Below are 16212 nucleotides of genomic sequence, written 5' to 3'. Positions count from 1 at the left end.
GTACACAAAAGAACCATTAAATCAAAATAATATAGAATAAACAAACACTTTTGTAATAAATATTGTAAACGCTTGCAAAAACACCTTTATATAGTATACTGAGGATGGAATGTTTTGGTATTATGGTTTATACTACTTAGACTGGGACTTGATTCCAGCCCTGCAGATAGTCAAAAGGAGATAGACTATGAAGAAAATACTGCTCAGACTAATGTTCCTTGCAATGTTAGTTGCTCTTTTGCCTGTTCAAGTTGCACAGGCTTGTTCTGCGTTTATTGTCGGTAAAGACCTGACAGCAGATGGCTCTACTCTATTTGGTCGGACAGAGGACTATCCCTACGCCCCTGATGGTGGTCGGCACAATCAAAACTATGTAGTTGTGCCAGCTAAGACCTATAAAGATGGCGATAAGATAGAAGATGAGTCAAATGGCTTTACCTATCCGCATTTGGCGAATGAAATGAAATACACAGCTGTCTACGACTCTGATCGTGACAACGGAAGTAACGGAAACTTCGCTGCGCATGGTTTTAATGAACTTGGTGTAGCTATGACAGCGACCGTTTCAGCAACACCAAACGATAAAGTGTTAAAAGAAGATCCACTTGTAAAAGATGGTCTTCCAGAAGCATCATTAGTTGACCTTGCTTTGCCTCGTGCGAAAACAGCACGTGAAGTTATTGAGACAGTCGCGAAAGTTCTGGATGAAAAAGGGTCAGCAGAAGGAAATATCATCGTTGCAGCAGATAAAAATGAGCTATGGTACATGGAAATCCTGTCTGGTCACCAATATGTAGCCATCAAATTCCCAACGAATAAGTATGCTGTCTTTGCGAACACTTACTACCTTGGTCACGTTGACTTGAACGATAAGGAAAATGTCATTGCTTCTAAAGATGTGGAAGAAGTAGCTAAAAAAGCAGACAACTATAAGACCGACAAAGATGGCAACTTTATGATTGCTAAATCATATGGACCTGATAAATATATGGAACGTAACCGTTCTCGGACTTATGCAGGTATCAAGTGGATGGACCCACAAGCAAAAGTAAATTATGACGATGAAGCTTTTGATCTCTTGCGCGAACCAACTGATCCAAATAAGAAATACACGGTTCATGATGTGATCGCGGAACAAAGAAATCGTTTTGAACACTTGCCAGAATATAAGGCAGATGATTTGGTTGAAGTTGGTAAGAAAATAGATACCAATGTTTATAAGTATGCTTTAGGTAACGAAAATGTAATCGACGCCCACGTTTATCAAATCAAACCAAACCTACCAAATGCCTTTGGCGGTGTTATGTGGCTGGGTCTGGCACAAAGTCGCAACACACCATATGTACCATTCTATGGTAATGTAGAAGATACTTACGAAGCTTTCAAGAACCGTTCAACTAAATATGACGGAAAATCTTGGTATTGGACTGTTTGGCATATTGACCAAATGGTTATGAAATATCCAGAAATCTTTGGTAACAGCATCCAAGAAAAATGGAAAGAAAAAGAAGCTGAATGGGATAAAGAACAAACCGAACGCGACGCCAAATATGCAAACTACACAGATGAACAAGCCAAAGCCGCTGGACCAGAAGTGACTAAGGAAGCCTTGGAACGCTCAGAAAAAATCTTTAAGGAAATCAAAGCAGTCGAAGCTGAGATGGAAGAAAAGATCAAGAAGGAAAAAGGTCAAGATGCCGACCTTGTTTATACCGGATATAACAAGGCAAATCTCTTGGCAGATGCCAAAAAAGGTAAGGAAAAAGACAAAGCTAAGGAAAGTGATACTAAGAAAGAAAACTCTGAAACTAAGAAGAGCGATTCTAACCAGTACGGTTTGTGGATAGTTATAGCCTTAGTCGTTGTTGTAGGTGGCTTTATTGCTTTCAAACAATTTAGCAATAAGAAAGAAGACTAAGTTTTTCTGATCTATTCTGACTAAAGAGCCGAGTTCCGAAACTCGGTTCTTTTTTCATTTCTAGCTTTAACTTCTCAAAGGTTTGGTATTTTCTTAATTTTGCTGTGCAGGTAAACTTGTCAAGAGGACGATTTTTCGGTATGATTAAAAAGAAATGTTGTGACTTGGAAGGAATAATATGATGCAAGATTTAGTTATGTATAAACGTATGCCCATTTGGACTGCAGAAACTATGCCAGAAGCTGTGCAGCGCAAGCATAATACCAAGGTGGGTACTTGGGGGAAAATCACAGTTCTTACTGGAGAATTAAAATTTATTGAAATGACTGAGGATGGGGAAGAGTTGGCTGAGCACATTTTTAAAGCTGGGGAAGACAATCCCTATGCTCAGCCCCAGGCTTGGCACCGTGTCGAAGCCTTGACCGATGACCTTGAATGGTACTTAGAGTTCTACTGTTTACCTAAGGATTACTATGCAAAGAAATATGGTCTGACGCCTGTCCATTCTGAGGTACTGGAAGCTACAGATACTGTAAAACCCGGAAAAGCTTTGGACTTAGGCTGTGGCCAAGGAAGAAATGCTCTCTTTTTGGAACAGTTGGGATTTGATGTAACTGCGGTAGATGTTAATCCCTTATCATTGGACAATCTTGCATCTATTATCGAAGCAGAAGATCTGAATATGTTAGCCGGAACTTATGACATTAACTCTGCGAACCTGACTCAAAAGTATGATTTTATTGTATCCACTGTAGTCTTTATGTTCTTGAATCGTGAACGTGTTCCTGAGATTATCCGAAACATGCAAGAGCAAACAAACCCAGGTGGCTATAATCTTATCGTCTGTGCCATGGATACAGAAAGTCATCCTTGTCATATGCCTTTCTCTTTTACCTTCAAGGAAGGAGAGCTACGTGAATACTACAAGGATTGGGACTTCATCAAATATAATGAAGATTTAGGCAGACTTCATAAGGTTGATGAAAATGGCAATCGAATCCAGCTTCAATTTGCGACGATGCTGGCTAAAAAGAAATAAACAATAATGGAAGTACTCGTTTTGCTAGTATTTCCATTTTTTATGTTTGTAAAAAAATTTTTATACAGCTTGATAGGAATGTTTGTAAATTTATACAAGAACCTCAAGTGAAAAATTAAATTTACAAAGTAATCAGAATTTTTCTTAGGTGAATTTATTCATTTTTTCTGTAGAAGTCTATTTTGAAAACGCTTGCAAGAGTAGAAAGAGAATAGTATACTAAACATGTGGTATTCGGTTTACCAATTAATATATAAAGGAGAAACTGATGAAAAAGAATCTTTTCAGATGGCTTGTCACAGCCATGATGCTTCTTATACTCTTTCCTTTCCAAGTCGTCCAAGCTTGTACGGGCTTTATCATTGGGAAGAATTTGACGACCGATGGTTCGACTCTCTATGGCCGAACAGAGGACTTAGAGCCCAATCACAATAAAAACTTTGTTGTGAGGGAGAGAAAGAATAATAAAGCTGGTGATAAATTCGTAGATGAAACCAATGGCTTTAGCTTTGATTTACCGTCTGTTAGTTACAAGTATACGGCAGTTCCAGATGTGACTCCAGAACAAGGTGTCTTTGATGAAGCTGGCTTCAACGAGGAAGGAGTTTCTATTTCTGCGACTGTCTCAGCAAGTGCCAACGATGACATTCAGAAAAAAGATCCTTACGTTAAGGATGGTATTGCCGAGTCAGCTATAACTTCTGTAGTTCTTCCTCATGTCAAAACGGCTAGAGAAGGAGTAGAGCTCCTAGCAAAAATTGTTAGAGAAAAGGGGGCAGCTGAAGGAAATATTATAACGATTGCAGACAAGACTGGTGTTTGGTATATGGAGATCCTTTCTGGGCACCAATACGCAGCAATCAAGTTTCCGGATGACAAATACGCTGTCTTTCCTAACACCTTCTTCCTTGGCAATATAAATGTAAATGATACAGAAAATACTATTGCTTCAGCAGATCTTGAGAAAACAGCTCGTGATGCTGGAACTTACAAAGAAGTTAATGGGGCATTTCATATAGCTCAATCGTATAATCCGCCTTTGGCTGAAGCGAATCGTTCTAGGGTTTGGTCTGGTATCAAGGCTTTGAATCCAAATGCAGATGTAAAATATGACGATGAATATTTTGAACTCATGCACTCAACCAATGACAAGCTTAGTCTACGAGATGCTATGAATTTGCAACGGAACCGCCTAGAGGGAACAGACTTTAAACCGCTTGATAAGATGGAGCTAGATGGTAAAGGGATTCCAGATAAGAAAAAGGCAGATCCTGTTTATAAGTATCCGATCTCCAATCCTAATGTCATGGAAGCACATATCTTTCAGTTAAAAGATAATTTACCTGCTAAAACAGGAGGAGGCATTTTCTGGCTTTCTATGGGAAGTCCGCGAAATGCACCATACCTACCTTACTATGCAAATATCAACAATACTTATCAGGCTTATCAAGAAATGAGTACAGCCTATAATGAAAATTCTTGGTATTGGACAGTTAGCCGTATCAATGATCTAGTAGCTAAATATCCTGATTTATTTGAAGATGGCTCTATCCGTAGTGAAATTGAACGTCTAGAAACCCAATGGATGGAAGAGCAGGCTGCTTATGATAAAGAACAAATTAGCCTTGCTAATCAACCAGAGGAAGCTAGTCTGAAAGCAACGAAACTTTCCATGGAACGAGCGGAATCAGTCTTTAAACACCTCAAGGAAATTCAGAAAAAAGCTGAAGACAAGGTAGTAAGTGAATATGGTATTAAAGCCCTAAAAGAAATTGAGGAATCAGAAGATTCTAATACTGAAGAAACCATTCGTCTGGAGGATTTTGATTACGATATTGCTTTGGCTGGAGGAATCTTTGTTCTGACTGTTGTTGGAATAGTAATCTATCTCGTAAAACGCAAAAATAAAAAAGGAGCAGACAGTCATGAATAAAACAAGAAGAATTGCTCTTTATATCTACTTAGCATTAGCAGGTATTGGCTTGCAGTTTGAATTAGGAGACATGGCAAATAAGGACATCACCCTAGAGGCTGGTCGCGACCTCATCCTTAATCTAGCTGTTTTAGCGGCCTTCTTCCTACCTATCTATTTCTTGATTAAAAAGCTTGCCAAGAAATTATCTGTTGAGACTATTGTTCTCGGAACTGCCCTTTTTGGAGGTGCATTTATTGCAGGCTGGCTTAGCTTTGCAGGTAATAGCCTGATTGACATTATTAACTCAAATTTCATCAAAGATCCTGCTGTTTTTAATGACTGGACCAATGCACTGACAGCTCCGTTTGCTGAGGAATTTTTCAAGGCCTTGACTGCCTTTGCAGCCCTTTATATTCTGGGAAGAAAAGATATCCAATCTGTCTTAATAGCTGGACTGAGCTCTGGTTTTGGTTTCCAAGTCATAGAAGATATTGGTTATGTATCCAGACAGACTTTTGGTGGAGAAAATAGCGGTGCTTTAGAAGCGATTGGTAGAATTGCTGGTGGCTTTGCCTCCCATACGCTCTATACGGCAGTCGTGACTGTTGGGGTCTACCTTCTCTTTTCTAAAGTTTATAAGAAATATCGCCGCTTCGGTCTCTGGTGCGTCGTTTCAACAGTTGTTAACCATTTTATTTGGAACTCTCCATTTTACGAAACAGAACATCGGATTAATCTAGTTGTTGGAGCTCTTTTTGCCTTTCTTGCCGCTACCTTTGTAGAGGTTTACCGACTAGTCATAAAAGAGAGTAATTTAAGTTGAATAAACTAAAAACAAGCCTTTAAGTGGCTTGTTTTTAGTTTGAAAAGTGAGGTCTGTTTGTGGCATAACAGTTGGGTTTGTCGTATAATTCTTTCTTCCCAGACTATCAGTATTCCGTGTAAGTAGAAGCTTATGTGACAAAGGGAGTGATAAAGCAGTACGACACCTTGCTATCTCCAATAGTCATAGTTATAAGTGGTCAAAATTATATCAGTGATTTCTTCAGGTTCTTCCTGAGCTCCGCCGGCTATCCAAAGAGAAATAATCCCCTCAACACTGGATAGGAAGATTTCTAGGGCGTATTTCTGGGGAATGTGAAAATTCTCCTCTAAAAAACGCTGGGTAGTAGCCTTTTGCTTATCACTCAGAATGATAGAGGTTATGTACTCCCGAATAGCCTCCCGAAAGTCAATATAATGGCTCTTGGTCAGGGCATTGATAAGACGTTCATTAGCGCGCAGTATATGAAATTTTGCTATCATTAACTTTTTGGGATATTCGTTCTCCGCTTCAAACATGCTATAACTAGAAAGTTGGGAAATAATTTCTTTTTTGAGACTTTCAATCATCTGATATTTATCTTGGTAGTGGAGATAGAAGGTGCCGCGGTTAATCCCTGCCCGTTTGCAGAGCTTACTGATGGAGATAGTATCAAACCTTTCCTCTGATAGTAGCTGAATCAAGGCTTCTTTGATGTCTTCCTTGGTGCTGGTTTTTCGTTTCTGGACCATTTTTCTTCCTTTTTCTTAAATCAACACTTTGTTGATTTTTGCTTATTGCTTTTTATCTAAGCTCATTATATAATATCTGTGATTTAGAATCAACATCTTGTTGATTTAAGAAAAAGAGCTTTGAAAAGGAGAGAGACGATATGGCTTACATTGAAATGAAACATAGCTTTAAACGTTATCAGGTAGGTGACTCAGAGATTGTTGCTAATAACGATATTTCTTTTGAGATTGAAAAGGGGGAACTGGTCATTATCCTGGGGGCTTCTGGTGCCGGTAAGTCAACAGTGCTCAATATTCTCGGAGGTATGGATACCAATGAGGAGGGAGATATCCTGATAGACGGCCAGAATATTGCTGACTACAATTCCCACCAGCTGACGGATTATCGTCGCAATGATGTGGGCTTCGTCTTTCAGTTTTACAATTTGGTGCCCAACCTGACGGCCAAGGAAAATGTCGAATTGGCTTCTGAAATCGTCAAGGATGCTCAAGATCCAGTGGCCGTTCTAACCGCAGTTGGTATGGAAAATCGCCTCAATAATTTTCCTGCCCAGCTATCAGGCGGGGAGCAGCAACGGGTATCTATCGCTAGGGCTGTGGCCAAAAACCCCAAGATTTTGCTCTGCGATGAGCCGACAGGGGCTCTGGACTACAATACCGGCAAGCAAGTGCTGCAAATCTTACAGGATATGTCCCGCAATCAAGGAGCGACGGTGATTATCGTGACCCACAATGCTGCCTTGGCTCCCATTGCTGATCGGGTCATTCGCATGCACGACGCGAGAGTCAAGAGTATCACAGTCAATGAGCAACCACAGGATATAAGTACACTGGAGTATTGATATGAAGAGAAAGATATATTGGAAAGATATTCTGCGCTCCTTCACTAGCTCTAAAGGACGTTTCCTATCTATTTTAATCCTTATGATGCTGGGCTCTCTGGCTCTCGTGGGGCTCAAGGTCGCTCCACCCAATATGCGCAGAACAGCAACAGATTACTTGAAAGAACAGCGAACCATGGACTTGGCTGTTATGGCGGACTATGGCTTGGATAAGGCGGATCAGAAGGAGCTGGAAGCTATTAAGGGAGCTGATGTCGAGTTTGGCTATCTGACAGATGTTACCGTAGACGAAGAGGCTCTCCGAGTATTCTCAGATACCAAGGATATTTCAAACTTTCAAGTGACCTCCGGCCGTCTTCCTAAGAATGAGCAAGAAATTGCCCTAGCTAGCTTTTGGTCTAAAAAATATAAAATTGGCCAGGAGATTGATCTGACCGAAAAAGCCGGCAGCCGGTCAGTTCTAAAAAACAAGACCTATAAGGTCGTGGGATTTGTCAACTCAGCAGAGCTTTGGTCTGATAGAAATCTGGGCAATGCGACTAGTGGAAGCGGTGCTTTATCAGCCTATGCTGTAGTCAGCCCCAAGGCCTTTGATACAGATGTTTACAGTATTGCCCGCCTGCGCTATCATGATTTAGAAAAGCTGGCTCCCTTCTCTGAAAGCTATCAGGAGCGTTTGGAGCAGCACCAGACTGCTTTGGACAAGAGCCTGGAAGATAACGGAGCGGCCCGTTTTAAGCGATTAGAGGCAGATGCCAAAAGCACTATTCAGAAGGGGCAAGATAAGATTGCTCAGGCTGAGAGCGAACTGGCCCAAGGTAAAAAACAGTTAGAGCAAGCTCAGAGTCAGCTAGACCAGCAAAAAAGCCAGCTAGCAGCAACTCAATCCGCTTCTATCCTCCCTCCTGCCCAGCTCAGCCAGAGCCAGCAGCAGATTCAGGAAGCTGAGTCCCAGCTCAATCAGAAAAAAGCAGAGCTAGCTCAGGCAGAGAAAGACTTATCAGCTATCAAGGACAAGCTAGCTGACGCTAAGGCAAACCTGAGTCGTTTGAAAGAGCCGGCCTATCATAGCTATGACCGCAAGTCTCTGCCAGGTGGTAATGGCTATCATATGTATAAAAACTCCATGAATAGTATTGCGTTGATTGGTAATATTTTCCCAGTGGTGCTCTATTTGGTGGCAGCTATAGTGACCTTTACCACCATGACTCGCTTTGTCGATGAGGAGCGAACGAATGCAGGTGTTTTTAAGGCTCTAGGCTATCATAGCCGAGATATCATTCGCAAGTTTGCTCTTTACGGTTTGGTGGCGGGGAGTCTGGGTACCCTCATAGGGATTGTACTGGGACATTATTTTTTGTCAGGAGTGATTTCTTCTATTATTACTAGAGGAATGGTACTTTCTACCCCTCATGCATATTTTTATGTTTCCTATAGTTTACTGGCCCTGGGACTTTCCCTTCTATCCAGTGTTCTCCCTGCCTATTTGGTGGCAAGACGTGAGCTGAGAGAAGAAGCAGCCCACTTGCTTTTGCCCAAGCCACCGGTCAAAGGCTCCAAGATTTTCTTGGAAAGACTGCCCCTTATCTGGCGACGTCTTAGTTTTACTCAGAAGGTCACAGCTCGCAATATCTTTCGCTATAAGCAGCGGATGTTTATGACTATCTTTGGTGTGGCGGGTTCTGTTGCCCTACTATTTGCCGGCCTAGGACTCCAATCTTCTATTGGTGGTATTCCCAAACGTCAGTTTAAGGAGATTCTGCGATACGACTTGATTGTCGCTGTCAATCCTGGAGAAAATCAGGCTGAGCAGGACAAGCTGAAAAAGCTGCTGGCAGATGACTCAATTGCAGCCTATCAGGAAATCCATAGTGAAACCCTAACAGAGAAATACAAAGGGAAAAAAGAGACAGAGTCAATCACTTTAATGGTTACGGACAAGGAAAATTTTGAACCTTTTATTTCTATGGAAAGTCCTGACAACCAGCAAAAGCTAACTCTCAAGGACGGTGTAGTTGTTTCGGATAAATTGGCCCGCATAGCTGGAGTTAGCCCCGGTAGCCGTATAGAGCTGGGTGGCAAGCCTGTCAAGCTCGCAGCAGTCAATGAGAATCATTTTGGCCATTTTGCTTTTATGAAGGCGACTGACTACCACAAGATTTACGGGAAAAAGCCCGAGAAAAACGCTTATCTAGTACGACTCAAGAACCCTTCTAGTAAGAATATTGTGGACAAGGCCAATGAATTTATGAACCTCAAGTCTGTCAAGAGTGTCTCACAAAACGCTAGCATGGTGAAGCAGTTCAACGTTCTAGCTGATTCTCTTAATAATACGATGCTAATTTTGGTCCTGATTTCCATTCTTTTAGCAGTCGTCATTCTCTACAACCTGACCAATATCAATGTGGCCGAGCGGATTCGCGAGCTGTCCACTATCAAGGTTTTGGGCTTCCATAATAAGGAAGTGACCCTCTATATCTATCGAGAGACCATTATTCTTTCAGTGATTGGGATGGCAGTTGGGCTTCTAGGCGGTTTCTTCCTGCATCGTTTTTTGATTGAGAAGGTTGCGCCTAGCATTATCAGCTTAACCCCTCAAGTAAGTCCCTCAGTCTATCTGTTTCCTCTAACAGCGGTGACTCTTATTCTGACCTTGCTTGGCTTCTTTGTCAACTACCGCCTCAGAAGGGTGGATATGCTGGAAGCGCTCAAGTCTGTCGATTGATAAAAAATACTTCAAAACTTTCACTCACTTGATGGGTGGAAGTTTTTTTGAACTTTGATATAATATTCCTTGTAAAGAAAGAGAAAGACATACGATGACACGAAAAATTGCCTTATTATCCGATGTGCATGGGAATAGCACAGCCTTGGAAGCAGTACTGGCGGATGCGGAAAGCCAGCAAGTGACAGACTATTGGTTTTTGGGGGATTTGCTCCTGCCAGGAACCGGTCGCAGGAATATCCTAGATAGGATGGAGCAGCTGCACATCAGCCTCCAGGTCAGGGGGAATTGGGAAGACAGTCTCTGGCATGCTCTGCATCAAAAGTTAGACTTGACACGTCCCAGCCATCTCTACCTGACCCGGCTCTGCCATTTTGTCCTAGAGGAAATCAAGCCTGAAGAGATTGACCGTATGCAGGAACTTCCTCTGCAAATCCTAACAGAAGTAGAGGGATTGAAGATTGCGGTCAGCCATCATCTGCCAGATAAGAATTGGGGGCGGGAGCTGATTCATATTGGCGAGCAGAGCGATTTCGACCGCCTTTTTGAGGGGAATGACTGCGCTATCGCTGTTTATGGGCATATTCACCAGCAGTTTCTCCGTTACGGGACTCAGGGGCAGTTGATTATCAATCCCGGCTCTATTGGTCAGCCGTTCTTTCTAGATTCGGCTTTGCGTCAGGACTTGCGAGCCCAGTATGCCATTTTAGAGATAGATGAGACGGGTTTGGCTGATGTCGACCTTCGGCGCGTGGCCTACGATGTGGGGCAGGAGCTGAGATTGGCGCGGGAGCTCCACTTGCCTTATTATGAGATTTATCAGGAGAGTTTGGTCAATGGTATCCACCATACCCACAACCATGACTTGCTGAGAGAAATCAGTGAGCGGGAAGGCTATGCGGATGAGATTGCAGCTTTCTTAAAGTCCAGTCGTAACTCTTGAAGTTACACCATTTTTGAGATATAATAGTGAGAGAAAATGATGAGGGAGGAGAAAAAATGCAGATTTCTAGCCGTTTTACCATTGCCACTCATATGCTGATTGTTCTGGCTTTGGAGGGAAAAAAACAAAAACTGACAAGTGATATCCTTGCCGGCAGTGTTGGCGTCAATCCAGTTATTATTCGCAAGACCCTGTCTCAGCTCAAGAATGCCGGGATGATTACCGTTGCTCGTGGGACTGGAGGAGCAGAGATTGCCAAAGATTTGAAAGATATTAGCCTTTTAGATGTCTATAGCGCGGTTGAATGTCTGGGCAAGAGTGGCCAGCTCTTTAGTTTTCATGACAAGCCCAATCCAGACTGTCCTATCGGCAAGAACATTCACAATGTCTTAGACGACCGCTTGGCAGCTATTCAGGCAGCCATGGAAGCTGAATTGGCTCAGACCAGCCTTGACGAAGTTGTCGCAGCAACTGAAAAAGAAATTAAAGAACAATCTGTTTCCTAGAAAGCAGGTTGTTTTTTATTGAATATTTTTCTAAGATGTAATTATTGACATTACATTAAGATGTGCTATACTAATAGATGTAACAAAAACAATTACAATTCAGAAATAATCCTTAGGAACAAATGGCAATGTGAAAAGCCATATCAAGGAACTTATCTCTGTTTTGGAGAAATAAAAAAAGATGGAGCAGGAGCACTCCTGACATTTAAAATTAAAGAGAGGAGAAAGGAAATGACTTTTGAATATGAAAGCAAGATTTATCTAGGAGAGGTGGCTATTTATGTAGCTGACTTAGCAGGACAAAGCGATTTTTATCAGCGCGTTTTAGGACTGGAACTTTTGGAAGAGGATGACACACAAGTGGCTTTGGGCAGGGACGGACAAGTGCTGGTGAGACTCTTAGCAACCAGTAACCGACAGACTGTTAAGTCAGCTTACGGTCTTTATCATCTGGCGCTTTTGCTTCCAAGCCGTCAAGCCTTAGCAGATATCCTTAAGCATTTATCAGAAAATAAAGTTCCTATGGTTGGAGGAGCAGACCACGGTTATAGTGAAGCCATTTATCTGGAGGATCCAGAAGGCAATGGCATTGAACTTTATCGGGACAAGCCTCAGGCTGATTGGGATATTCGAGAAGATGGCCGCATTATCGGAGTGACGGAAGCGCTAGCGGCTCAAGAAATCTATGAACTCGGTCAGGAAGTCCAACCGTTTAGTATTGCTTCAGGCACTCGTATGGGCCATGTCCACCTGTCTGTGAAAAATAGCAGAGCTGCTAGTCATTTTTACCAAAAGCTTCTAGGCTTGGAGGATAAATTTTCTATACCTTCTGCTAGCTGGCTGGCATCAGGAAACTACCATCATCATTTAGCTGTTAATGAATGGGGAGGTTCTGACTTGAGTCATCGCCAACCGAAGCAACTAGGACTAGCCTATTTTGAGGCGCAAGTAGAAGGAAAAGAAGACCTAGTAGCAATTTATGAAAATGCTCTGGACTTACAGGCACCAGTTCGGTGGATTAGCTCCCAAGAGCTAGAAGTCACAGATCCAGATGGGATTACTGTGAGAATTATTGTACCCGCTAAATCAAATATAGAAAATAAAGGCTAAGAATTTCTTAGCCTTTTCTTTGATATTAATCAGAATCAGCCTTTAGCCTGATGGATTTTTCAAAAGAAATGATAAAATGAGATTATCTACAGAAAGAGGGAATAGAACATGAAAACGGTCCTTTATAAAACAAGAAGAAATCGATTGTTAGCCGGTGTTTTAGCTGGTTTAGCAGATAAGTTTAAATTTGATCTTAGTTTGATTCGTTTTTTATACATCCTTTTTACCATTTCGTCTTTTGGATTTGGAGTTGTTATTTACATTTCTTTAGCTGTACTTCTTCCAACCAAGGAAGACATAGAGGCCGAAATGTACGGGACTGGACCAAGAAAGCGTAAGGATGCAGAACCAATTGATGACGATAAAGGCCTCTTTTGGTAATGGCTTACTGGTCAAAAAAGAGAACTATGGAAATATGGGATGCTTATAATGACAAGCGAGAAAAAATTGGCCAGTACTTGGTAAGAGGAGAGCGGATACCGTCTGGCCTATATCATCTCTGTGTGAATGTCTTAGTACGACATGAGGATGGGGACGTTCTTTTTATGAAAAGAAGCAGCCAAAAGGAACTCTACCCCAACTACTTTGAATTTGGAGCTGGAGGAAGTGTACTAGCTGGCGAGGATAGCCTTAGCGCAGTACTTCGCGAGTTGAAAGAAGAAACAGGTTTAGTCCCCAGCCAGATAAGACTCATTGAGCAGACAATATCCTCTGAAGATCAGTGTCTATTTGACTACTATGAAGCAATTATAGTAGGCGATAAGGAAAGAATTACTTATCAAGATGGAGAGACTGATGGACATGTCTGGATAGGAATAAATGAATTGTCTGCATTCATGAAAGATAATCTTCTCTTTCGACATCAAAAAATATTATTAAAAAAACTAATAGAAAAACAAGGTGACAGATAAAGTGTAGAAACCTCCCCTGTCATCTTTTCTTTTCCCAAAAAGGACGCTGAAACTCTCTATAAAAGTAATTTTTTGCTATAATAGAAAAAGAAAGATTCCAAAGGGGGAAACTTATGTCTGTTAAGGTCAAGGACCTCTTGCAAAAAGTAAGATTACAATTGATTTACGGTAGCGAAGAACTACTGGAAAAAGAAATTACGACATCCGATATTTCACGCCCTGGGCTTGAGATGACAGGATATTTTGACTACTATACACCAGAACGCATTCAGCTGATTGGTATGAAAGAATGGTCTTATTTGATGAAGATGACGAGTCATAACCGCCATCAAGTCCTTCTGAAAATGTTTCAACCAACGACACCTGTTGTTATCATTGCCAGAGATTTGGAAATTCCAGATGAAATGATGCAGGCTGCCCAAGAAAAGCAGATTGTTATTTTGCGTAGCCATACAGCAACGAGCCGATTGTCAGGAGAAATATCAAGCTATCTAGATTCTCGCTTGGCTGAAAGAACAAGCGTTCACGGTGTCTTAATGGACATCTATGGCATGGGTGTTCTCATTCAGGGTGATAGTGGTATCGGTAAAAGTGAGACGGGACTTGAGTTAGTCAAAAGAGGTCACCGTTTGGTAGCGGATGATCGTGTTGATATCTTTGCTAAGGATGAAATGACTCTCTGGGGTGAGCCAGCTGAAATTCTGCGTCATTTGCTTGAAATTCGAGGTGTTGGAATTATTGATGTGATGAGTCTCTATGGTGCTAGTGCAGTTAAAGATTCGTCACAGGTTCAAATTGCAGTATATTTGGAAAATTACGACGTCAATAAGACCTTTGACCGCCTAGGTAATGCTTCAGATGAATTAGAAATTGCCGGTGTTCGAATCCCAAGGGTCCGCATTCCAGTTAAAACTGGTCGTAACATCTCCGTTGTAATTGAAGCTGCGGCCATGAATTATAGAGCAAAAGAGATGGGCTTTGACGCTACAAAGATTTTTGAAGAACGCTTGACAAATCTGATCAGCCAGAATGAGGTGAAGCATGATTAATCCAATTGCCTTTCAAATCGGACCATTTGCTATTCGCTGGTATGCAATCTGTATACTTTCGGGTTTAATATTAGCTGTTTATTTAGCTAGGAAAGAAGCACCTCGTAAAAAGATTAAACCTGACGACATTATTGATTTCATCTTGATTGCTTTTCCACTTGCTATTGTGGGTGCACGACTGTACTATGTGGCCTTTGAATGGTCGTATTATTCAAAACAGCCATTTATTGAGATTTTTATTACCTGGCATGGTGGTTTAGCTATCTATGGAGGACTGATTACTGGTGCTCTAGTTCTTTATTTCTTTTCTAGGAGTAAATTTATTAATACTTTAGATTTCTTAGATATCGCGGCTCCAGGTGTTATGATTGCTCAGAGTATTGGACGCTGGGGGAATTTTATCAACCAGGAAGCTTACGGTGCTGCGGTCAAGAGTTTAGACTACTTGCCAGGATTTATCAGAGATCAAATGTATATTGATGGAGCTTATCGGCAACCTACTTTCCTTTATGAATCTACTTGGAACTTGCTAGGCTTCATTCTTATTCTCTTCTTACGTAGAAAACCCAAATTCCTCAAGCAAGGAGATATTACAGCCTTCTACCTTATCTGGTACGGTTGTGGTCGGATGATTATTGAAGGAATGCGGACAGACAGTCTCTACTTTATGGGACTAAGGGTTTCTCAGTGGTTGTCTGCTCTCTTGATTATTTTTGGTGTAGCCTTAGTTGTTTATCAACATAGAAAAAAAGATACACCGTATTATGACACATCTTTAGAAATGGAGAAGAAAAATGCTTGAAATTTCATATAGTTTAGTCGCAGTTGCTTTGATTACTTTGATTGTTTACTCCATCTTCTTGGTTAGAAAAATTAGCAATGTAGTGGATGAGACAGAGAAGACTATTAAGGTTCTTACAACAGATGTCAATGTCACACTATATCAAACAAATGAATTACTAGCTAAAGTAAATGTTTTGACTGATGATATTAATGGTAAAATGGAGACTATAGAACCTCTCTTTACAGCTGTTGCAGATTTATCGTTGTCTGTTTCAGATTTAAATGATTCAGCTCGTAATCTGAGTAAAAAAGCAGCAACGGCTGGTAGAAATTCAGTCAAGGCGGGTGCAGGTTTAACAGCTTGGCGTCTATTATCAAAATTTTTCAATAGATAATCACAAGAAAGAAGGTCCGTTATGGGTAAATTTTCATCGATTGTATTAGGAGCAGCATCTGGGGCTGCAGTAGCTATCTTCTTAAGCAGTGAAAAAGGCAAAGAAGTAAGAGCTAGAGTCAGCAATTTTATCAAAGAAGTTCAAGAGAACCCAGAGGAGTTTAAAGAGCAGGTCTGCCATTCTGCAACTGATTTGAAAAATCAAACAGTAGATACTGTTACGCAAGTAAAAGACAAGGTCAATAATGGTGAGATTACAAAAGAGTCTATTTTGACATCTGTAAAGGAAACTACAAAAGAGATGTTAGACTATTCACAGGATAAGTTCCAAGCTATTAAAGAAAAAATTCAGGAAGAACATCTGACTAAAGATGATTTGGTATCTTCTATCAAAGAAAAAGCACATGCTTTGACAGATGAAAAAGATCATTCTGAAGAAATCGTTATAGACCTAAAAGAAGAATAAAAGAGCTGGTTAATCCAGCTTTTTTATTTTGTAGAATAACTTGACTCCAGGTATGGA

15 protein-coding genes and 1 pseudogene are annotated in these 16212 nt (G+C 41.1%); 15 read left to right on the top strand and 1 reads right to left on the bottom strand.

The annotated features are described in order from the left end of the window. Positions 1 to 187 precede the first annotated feature (187 nt). From PCY09_RS03810 to PCY09_RS03795, 4 genes are all read left to right on the top strand, one after another. A complete protein-coding gene (locus tag PCY09_RS03810) occupies positions 188 to 1918 on the top strand; it encodes a C69 family dipeptidase (RefSeq protein ID WP_061597594.1) in 1731 nt (576 codons plus the stop codon). A gap of 178 nt (positions 1919 to 2096) precedes the next feature. Continuing rightward, positions 2097 to 2957, top strand: a complete 861-nt coding sequence (tehB, locus tag PCY09_RS03805; RefSeq protein ID WP_045634676.1) for an SAM-dependent methyltransferase TehB — start codon at positions 2097 to 2099, stop codon at positions 2955 to 2957. Positions 2958 to 3225: 268 nt separating this feature from the next. Then, positions 3226 to 4890, top strand: a complete 1665-nt coding sequence (locus PCY09_RS03800; RefSeq protein ID WP_045634675.1) for a C69 family dipeptidase — start codon at positions 3226 to 3228, stop codon at positions 4888 to 4890. After that, the gene (locus PCY09_RS03795; RefSeq protein WP_045634674.1) at positions 4883 to 5695 is read left to right on the top strand and encodes a PrsW family glutamic-type intramembrane protease; all 813 of its coding nucleotides are present in this window, start codon (positions 4883 to 4885) and stop codon (positions 5693 to 5695) included. The genes PCY09_RS03800 and PCY09_RS03795 overlap by 8 nt, the downstream gene beginning before the upstream one ends. 170 nt (positions 5696 to 5865) lie before the next feature. Here the strand turns inward: PCY09_RS03795 and PCY09_RS03790 are convergent, their stop codons facing one another. After that, entirely contained in the window at positions 5866 to 6426 is a 561-nt protein-coding gene (locus tag PCY09_RS03790) for a TetR/AcrR family transcriptional regulator (RefSeq protein ID WP_125396947.1), read from the bottom strand. 140 nt (positions 6427 to 6566) lie between these two features. Here PCY09_RS03790 and PCY09_RS03785 point away from each other — a divergent pair, with 140 nt between their 5' ends. The 11 genes and pseudogenes from PCY09_RS03785 to PCY09_RS03735 all read left to right on the top strand — a co-directional run bounded on the left by PCY09_RS03785 (position 6567) and on the right by PCY09_RS03735 (position 16155). Continuing rightward, positions 6567 to 7268, top strand: coding sequence for an ABC transporter ATP-binding protein (locus PCY09_RS03785; protein WP_125396948.1), 702 nt, complete (start codon positions 6567 to 6569; stop codon positions 7266 to 7268). 1 nt (position 7269) lies between these two features. Next, positions 7270 to 9993, top strand: a complete 2724-nt coding sequence (locus PCY09_RS03780) for an FtsX-like permease family protein (protein ID WP_227250355.1) — start codon at positions 7270 to 7272, stop codon at positions 9991 to 9993. A 94-nt stretch (positions 9994 to 10087) separates the two neighbouring features. Continuing rightward, positions 10088 to 10936 (top strand): metallophosphoesterase, encoded by an 849-nt coding sequence (locus PCY09_RS03775; protein WP_125396950.1) that lies wholly within the window; start codon positions 10088 to 10090, stop codon positions 10934 to 10936. A gap of 56 nt (positions 10937 to 10992) precedes the next feature. Continuing rightward, positions 10993 to 11442, top strand: coding sequence for an Rrf2 family transcriptional regulator (locus PCY09_RS03770; protein ID WP_002912933.1), 450 nt, complete (start codon positions 10993 to 10995; stop codon positions 11440 to 11442). A gap of 231 nt (positions 11443 to 11673) precedes the next feature. Further along, positions 11674 to 12552 carry a VOC family protein gene (locus tag PCY09_RS03765; RefSeq protein WP_125396951.1) on the top strand — a complete coding sequence of 293 codons (879 nt, stop codon included), beginning with the start codon at positions 11674 to 11676 and terminating at the stop codon, positions 12550 to 12552. A 108-nt stretch (positions 12553 to 12660) separates the two neighbouring features. Further along, on the top strand, positions 12661 to 12933 hold the full coding sequence (locus PCY09_RS03760) for a PspC domain-containing protein (RefSeq protein ID WP_008809048.1): 273 nt from the start codon (positions 12661 to 12663) through the stop codon (positions 12931 to 12933). Positions 12934 to 12959: 26 nt separating this feature from the next. Then, positions 12960 to 13463, top strand: a complete 504-nt coding sequence (locus PCY09_RS03755) for an NUDIX domain-containing protein (RefSeq protein WP_061601729.1) — start codon at positions 12960 to 12962, stop codon at positions 13461 to 13463. Between the two features lie 113 nt (positions 13464 to 13576). After that, positions 13577 to 14512 (top strand): HPr(Ser) kinase/phosphatase, encoded by a 936-nt coding sequence (hprK, locus tag PCY09_RS03750; protein WP_045502025.1) that lies wholly within the window; start codon positions 13577 to 13579, stop codon positions 14510 to 14512. After that, positions 14505 to 15314, top strand: a complete 810-nt coding sequence (gene lgt, locus PCY09_RS03745; protein WP_061601730.1) for a prolipoprotein diacylglyceryl transferase — start codon at positions 14505 to 14507, stop codon at positions 15312 to 15314. Before hprK ends, lgt begins: the two co-directional genes overlap by 8 nt. After that, a pseudogene (locus PCY09_RS03740) lies at positions 15307 to 15739 on the top strand (DUF948 domain-containing protein). Before lgt ends, PCY09_RS03740 begins: the two are co-directional and overlap by 8 nt. Further along, a complete protein-coding gene (locus tag PCY09_RS03735; RefSeq protein ID WP_125396953.1) occupies positions 15712 to 16155 on the top strand; it encodes a YtxH domain-containing protein in 444 nt (147 codons plus the stop codon). Before PCY09_RS03740 ends, PCY09_RS03735 begins: the two are co-directional and overlap by 28 nt. Positions 16156 to 16212 lie beyond the last annotated feature (57 nt).

The sequence above is a fragment of the Streptococcus sp. SG2 genome, from assembly GCF_030439925.1.
GTDB lineage: Bacteria > Bacillota > Bacilli > Lactobacillales > Streptococcaceae > Streptococcus > Streptococcus gordonii.
The sequence above is the reverse complement of the archived record's forward strand: the minus strand, read 5'-3'. Positions and strand labels throughout refer to the sequence as shown.